The 6,204-nt window shown below is 58.9% G+C and carries 4 protein-coding genes; 1 reads left to right on the top strand and 3 read right to left on the bottom strand.

Going from position 1 to position 6,204, the window contains the following annotated elements; genetic code table 11:
* Positions 1-694: 694 nt before the first annotated feature.
* On the top strand, positions 695-874 hold the full coding sequence (locus AC3D25_RS02935; RefSeq protein WP_488886970.1) for a hypothetical protein: 180 nt from the start codon (positions 695-697) through the stop codon (positions 872-874).
* Positions 875-1,779: 905 nt separating this feature from the next.
* Here AC3D25_RS02935 and AC3D25_RS02930 read toward each other — a convergent pair.
* The 3 genes from AC3D25_RS02930 to AC3D25_RS02920 all read right to left on the bottom strand — a co-directional run bounded on the left by AC3D25_RS02930 (position 1,780) and on the right by AC3D25_RS02920 (position 6,122).
* Positions 1,780-2,016, bottom strand: coding sequence for a DUF4148 domain-containing protein (locus AC3D25_RS02930; protein ID WP_488886969.1), 237 nt, complete (start codon positions 2,014-2,016; stop codon positions 1,780-1,782).
* A 1,822-nt stretch (positions 2,017-3,838) separates the two neighbouring features.
* On the bottom strand, positions 3,839-5,149 hold the full coding sequence (locus AC3D25_RS02925) for a cation:proton antiporter domain-containing protein (RefSeq protein WP_488886968.1): 1,311 nt from the start codon (positions 5,147-5,149) through the stop codon (positions 3,839-3,841).
* A 589-nt stretch (positions 5,150-5,738) separates the two neighbouring features.
* On the bottom strand, positions 5,739-6,122 hold the full coding sequence (locus AC3D25_RS02920) for a tyrosine-type recombinase/integrase (protein WP_488886996.1): 384 nt from the start codon (positions 6,120-6,122) through the stop codon (positions 5,739-5,741).
* Positions 6,123-6,204: the final 82 nt, after the last annotated feature.

Here is a 6,204-nt window from a genome sequence, read left to right as displayed (position 1 = left end):
TTCGCGTTGCCTACGGGAGAAGCATGTAATTCGGAGCAAGCCTCGTTCCCCGTTCCCGTCTGCGCTTTCAAAGGAAATCGCGTCGACGCAAGCGGGTAGCGGTGCAAGCGGCGATGGCAGCGAGCTTCGGCCGGTCCTGCGATGAGCCGGTCTGCGCAGACGCCCGGTTCTGATGCTCGCGCGGTGAATAGTCCGAAAGAAGAAGCCCGCAGCAAAGCGGGCGTAGACGCGACAAGGATCGTAGCAGGCTCCCCTGCGCGTTGCCCCGCATGTCGAGTGATCGCTGAGCGGCTTATTGACGCTCGCTTAGCCTCTATCCAGGGCTCCCATTGAATTCGGCGAGATTGGGCGAAGGCTTGGACGCTAACGACGAGGGGTTTCAGGTTCTACGATCTTTTAAGCCATTCAATGACGCCGCATAATTCAAACGACATGCAGATCACTCGTCTTTTTCGCGCCGTAGGGATAAGAACCATCAAGGCGGTGTCGAGGATGGGCGCGGCGAGGGTGCGGCTCGCACGGGCGCAATCGTGTTGGCTGCCCAATCCTGGTTGGCTAAAATACGTCTTGCAACTCTACGAAGCATGGGGCTGCGTTCGCGAAGCGATTTCGACACCCGTTGAAGGGTGGAACTTTACGGGGGAGAATGGCATAAGGCAGCCGCTAATGGCCGCCTTCCTCTAGGGAGAAAGCCATGAAAGTCTCAATTACCAACCAAGGCGAAACTACGCTCCGCGTTGTTGTCGATAAGGACGCGAATAACAATGAAACGCTGGAGCCCGGCGAAATTCTCGCGCTCGAGTCGCAGGCCGCCGGCACTATCGAACTGCACGAGCTGGGAGGGGAGGTGGACGAGGCGCCGGCAGGCGGTTAAACCCGCAGGCGCGACCCCCGCGTATCCTCATTGACTCGCATTCGAGTCCGTCGGAATCCTGCATGAACCATCCAGAAGGCTACGCGGCCAAGCTGCTCGACCCGCGATGAATACAAGCGAGGCGGCGCATTATGCCGGCGCTGTCGTTGCCGGGTTCCGAAAGATCGATGTGGCTGGCAGACAAAACCGCTCTCAAGCTTCTCGGCGCTTCCGGGCTGTTCTTCGCAGGCTTGCCGTATTGCCATTAAGCGAGGCCGTGGCGGTCATTTGTTCCCAAGCGATTTTTTGTTGTTGCCTCATTCCCCCTCTATTCTGGCATCGCTTACGCCCGCGCAGTGCCGTCGTCGCACTTGTCGTCTGATCGGGCTATGTTCACCGCCGGCGAGCGCTTCTTGGGTGCGCTCTCCTATGATTCAGATTCGCAAGCTTAGGGCTAGCGACGGCTCGAGCATGACCGTGCTCCTCTTAACAGTTGATGGGACGGCTGATACCGGCTTTTCCCTATTGGTCGCTTGGCGACACCAACGCTCAATGCCCGTTCATCACGGCGCTGATGGCTACGTTCGCCACTGCGGGTCAGTCGCCGTAAAACGTGAAAATGCGGCTACATTCGCGCCATACACTTACCCGAGTATCACCTGGCGACGCTGTTCTGATTCTTAGTGTGGGGCGAGACGTTAGATTTGGTGCCGCTGATCGAAATAGCGCCATCGTAGGTAGCTCGGTAGCGGTGCGCTTCCGGAGGGAGGCGCCGGAGGGACCAGCGCTCTGACACCCTGCCTAGCGCGGGACCCGCGCGGCATTATGATCAGGTGCATATGGCCAGAAATGGCCGGTCTGCCCCGGATCACTGACCATGTACCCCGCAAACTTCCCGCGAGCCGGCGTCTCAACAGGACGGCGAATTACAGATTGGGCGTTGGCTGGCACTCTGTCTGAAACCAGTAATCAACGACCCGCTGCGCCGCTTGTATGTCGTCCGGGTAGTACGGATCATCGGAAAACGGCGGCGGCTTATAGCCATCCCGCCGCAGCGCACGTAATTCGCTTTGATGTTGAGCCATTGTCGGACTCGCATTCGCCCCTAGGGCCGCGAGGCCGCGGCATTCTGCGTCACTGAGATTCCTTCCCGGTGGTGCCATGCTGCTAGCGACGCATCCCAAAAGCGGCGGAATCAAGAGTAGCGGCAGGTTTTTCGAAATCTCGGTCGAGGTGGTCCTCCAGAAAGCAGTCTCTCGAACGCACGCGTGCGTGACATGGTTCGACTGTCTCGCGCTATCGCATACGTCTGTCTAGTGCCTCAAGACCAAGCCGGATCGCCGACGAAGCAGGTCGATCATAAGAGGCGCCGGACCCGGCAGACGTCTCTCCGCGACCGGCTAGGGCAAGCGCATAAGGCATATCGCACGCGATCCCGGTCGCCGTTGCGCCAGCGCTAAGATCGGCATTCCAACATCAGCGGCGCGGGGTATGCAACTTGCGGCTCGACCTACGCGAACAAGCTTGTCCGCGCGGTAGCCCATTCCTTTCGATGGAGGAACCACTATGAAGCGTTCACTGCTGTTGGGCGTGGTGCAAATTGCGATCGCAACAGCGGTAGCCATCGCAACGGGGGGTTGTAAGCAGTCTGACGACGCAGGGAAAGCCGGCATCGGCTCAATGAAAACTGGCGACGCTACAGATAGCGCCCTCGGATCTTCGTCGACTGCTCCCATCTCGCCGTCGGCGGCCTCGGGCTCATCGCCGGCGAGCCAATGAAGCGACGCAGCTCAGGTAGGACGGATCGATGACGATCGGCGCGGCGCACATCGCGACGAACTGCAAGGTGACGGCGCCTTTTGTCTGCCCGCGGCCAAATTCATCCCGCGCAGCACAAAAGCCGAATAAAACCGCGGTCGGGTAAAAGCGCCCGTCGCAGAGCAGCCAGCGACCCCGGCCGACCAGTCGCTCAGCGAGGAAGAGTGTTTGGAATCCATTAGAGCTTTGGCCATAATGGCTAGAACTCAAAGCGGCGACTGCGCATCGACAATCAACGATTTAGCGCATATGCGATCACAAGTCGCCACGATCAGGCGATTGCCGCGCGCCCCCCCGCCGATATGAGCACGTACTGCTTGCCCGTCTTTGGCGACAGAAAGCGCCCGATTTCCTGCTTTCCGTCATTCCCGATGCCTCGCAGTGCCATGCGAAAATCGTCTCGACGAGCAACCCGTGAACACCAGGTGATAAAAGGCACTGACGCCGCGTAAGCCGAGCCACCCTGAAAGCGCGCGCTTGTGCCGAGCCAACAAGCGAGAGGTACTGCCCAGCGGATCAGCGCCTTTACCGCTTCGAGGCGGCGGGAAGTGCTCGCCCTCTACGCATGTGACCTTGAATCCCGACGCGGTGTCACCTTCCCTTCACGACTTTGTAATCCCGATGTCTTAACGGTCTCGCCTGGCTTATGCTGGTTCTCGCTTGAAAAGTGGCTTCAAGGTCGATGCAATACGCGTTCCCGCATAACAACGGAGGAGACATGTTCGCCCCGGTCAACGGTTTCGTGTATAGGTTCGAGCTCAGCGCTGGAGGGACACTGGTATTACGATTTGACGGATTTCGGCCCGGTTGGAAACAGGTCTGGTTTAACGTCGAGACCAAGCAGTTCCAATCGCATCTTCCGCCTCATCTCTCGGTCGAACTGCTCCGATCGCGTTGATCCGCGGCCTCTCTCTGGGACCAGCGTTTAAATCGCGGGGCTCGGAAATCGGCCAGGGGACTTAACCGCTCGCGCGGTAGACCCTCCGTTTGAGGCATGTGGTTTTTCGAAGGGACTCGGCTTGGTTTCCTATGTTGATGAGGCGATCCGCCTCGATACTTGACAGGAGCCGAGCCATGACGACAACTACCGAAGTTATCAGCCCGTTACGCCAGCGCATGATGGATGACATGCGCACGCGTCGCCCCGCGCCAGGCGCGACTTCACGGTTATTGATCCCGCGTTTGAAAGTAGCGCTCGAGTAATACCGTCGCACTAGCGCCATGAAGAACCACCGAGAGGACAATTGCCGCCAAGACGATCGGTCCGATCTGTGATGCAACCGGTTTCCCGGCTTGCTCAAGACAAAAAAGGAGGTAATAGAATGCGCCGACGCCGCGAAGTCCGAGCCACGCGGACAAAAGTCGCTGGTGCCAACCGAATGAAGAACCGATAAGCGACAGCGTTGTCCCGATTGGTCGCGCAACAATGAACAGAAAAAGGACCGGCCAAATAACGGTCCAACGCAGCATATCCTGCCAATGCGCCGAGACGACGCCTCCGATAAGCAACATTAGTCCCAATTCGATAAACCGCTCCATTTCAACCGAAAAGCCCATCATCGACTCGGCCATGTAGGCGTGTGCAAGTTGCGGATCTTTCGCGGCTTTTTCGCGCTCACCACGTTCGACGTCTCTCAATGCCTCGCTCGGCGCTTGCTCACCGGTCGCCTTCATCTCCTGCCGTCGCACCGCGACGCCGGCGACGAACACTGCAACGAACGCATATCCGTCGACAATGAGCGTCGCTCCATAGGCGAGGGCGACCAGCCCGAGCGCCAGAAAGCCTTCCAAGCCCAGCGCGTGGTCGTATCGGGTGCGCAGCTTTGTGATCAGAGCGACGACACCGGTGCCAAAGCCCCATCCAATAACGGAAGAACTTGCAAGTCCCCACAGGATCGCAAGAGAAAAAGTCCAAGGATTATCGCTGCCCAGGCTATGAACGCCGCACAGCGCGAGAGCGACAAAGACCATTGGCGAGGCAGCGCCGTCGTTGAGTCCTCCCTCCGATGACAAGGCGAAACGCAACGGTTCATCGTCGCCCGCCTGTTCCACACGCAGTTCGTTGGCCAGCACCGGATCGGTGGGCGCGAGCACAGAGGCGAGGAGGAGTGCCGGACCGGCTGCGAGGCCAAGTCCCCAGCGCGCAGCCACGAACGTGAGCGCTATCGTGATAAGCATCGCTGGACCGGCAAGCCGCAGCGTTAATTTCCACAGCGGGTTGGTGAGTTCGATTCTCAGGTACATGCCAATCGCGAAAAGCGACACGACAAGGCCGGATTCGGTGAGAATCCGCAGGAGGTGGGCGTCTCTCTCGACATTGGGGGCAAGCAACCCCGTGCAGGCCGGCCCCAGAACGAAGCCAACTGCGAGGTACACCATTGCGCCGGTCATGGGCAGGCGCTCGACGATTTTTCGCGCTACCGCCATCAACACGAGTAGCGCGCCAACGATAAGGAACCAAACCGCTTCAATGGTCACGGCAGCTTCTTCCGGTCTTTAGCATTTATCGGAACGGTACGCCACTTCGATGTTTCGCCTCTTCGCGGGCCCCGTCGAACCGGTGCGCTTCGACCTTCCATGACTGGGGAGCGCTCCAATGGACAACATCTGCGGATGCGGAGCGGGTCTCGGGAGACCCGCTAACAGCGGGGTGACAGCCTAAAGCGTGCTCGGTTGTCGAGCAATATCGTCAGGAAGTCACCCACAGCCACGAGCATGTTTTCGCCCGTGAACCGGCGCGACGAGGTTCGGCCGTGGCATGCAAATCGGTATGTGAATGGCGTCTCTGACGTTGCCTGTGATGAGCGCTTAACGCTGCACGACCAAGTCGGTGGACCCAAATGTGTGAGTAGTGTAACGAAATCTGGATCTTTGTCAGGCGAAAAGCCGTTGTTGTAGCACGCTGCTGCATTGCTTCCCTGTCGCGGTATAGAACCACAATTGCACGAGAACTGCCATCAGGATGAGAGTGCACCCGAGGCCCTGCACCCCCATGAGACAGGGGCAGGGTGCGAGCAACTTTCGAGTATGAAGGGAAGCGATTCATCACTCGGCGCATGACAACTCTTCAACAGTAGCTTACTTCGTACCAATCTACAATTAACAACGCCGGTGTACAAGCGTGTACAGCGACTTGCGGCGTTGCAGAGGTGGCGGCTCTCGTTGATAACACGGAAACCTCTCGCCCGCGAAGAGGGGGGACGTAGCTATTGCGGGGTCCATCTGACCTCGGACGGCTGTAGAAGGATGCCGCCTCACGAAGCATCCGCCGTTTCTCGGCCTCAACGTAGATGGACGTGGTTTGCAGCGAAGCCTGGCCAAGAATCTTTTGCACAACGTCGAGCGGCACTTCCTCGGCCGCAGCGTGCGTGCCAAGGCTATGGCGACACGAGTCCGTTGACGTGCCTGCCAGCAACTTGCTTTCGTCTGTTGTGAGCAAGGGTCCCGCCATTGCGCCTTGGAAGTCCTCGCCGCGGTCTCTCCAGTGGGCAGCCAACGCCTCGAGACGAAGTCCATCGACGCGCCGTTGCGGT

The organism is Caballeronia sp. SL1002 (assembly GCF_057814995.1).
Note: the sequence above shows the minus strand (reverse complement) of the source record. Positions and strands in the feature narration are given on the sequence as shown.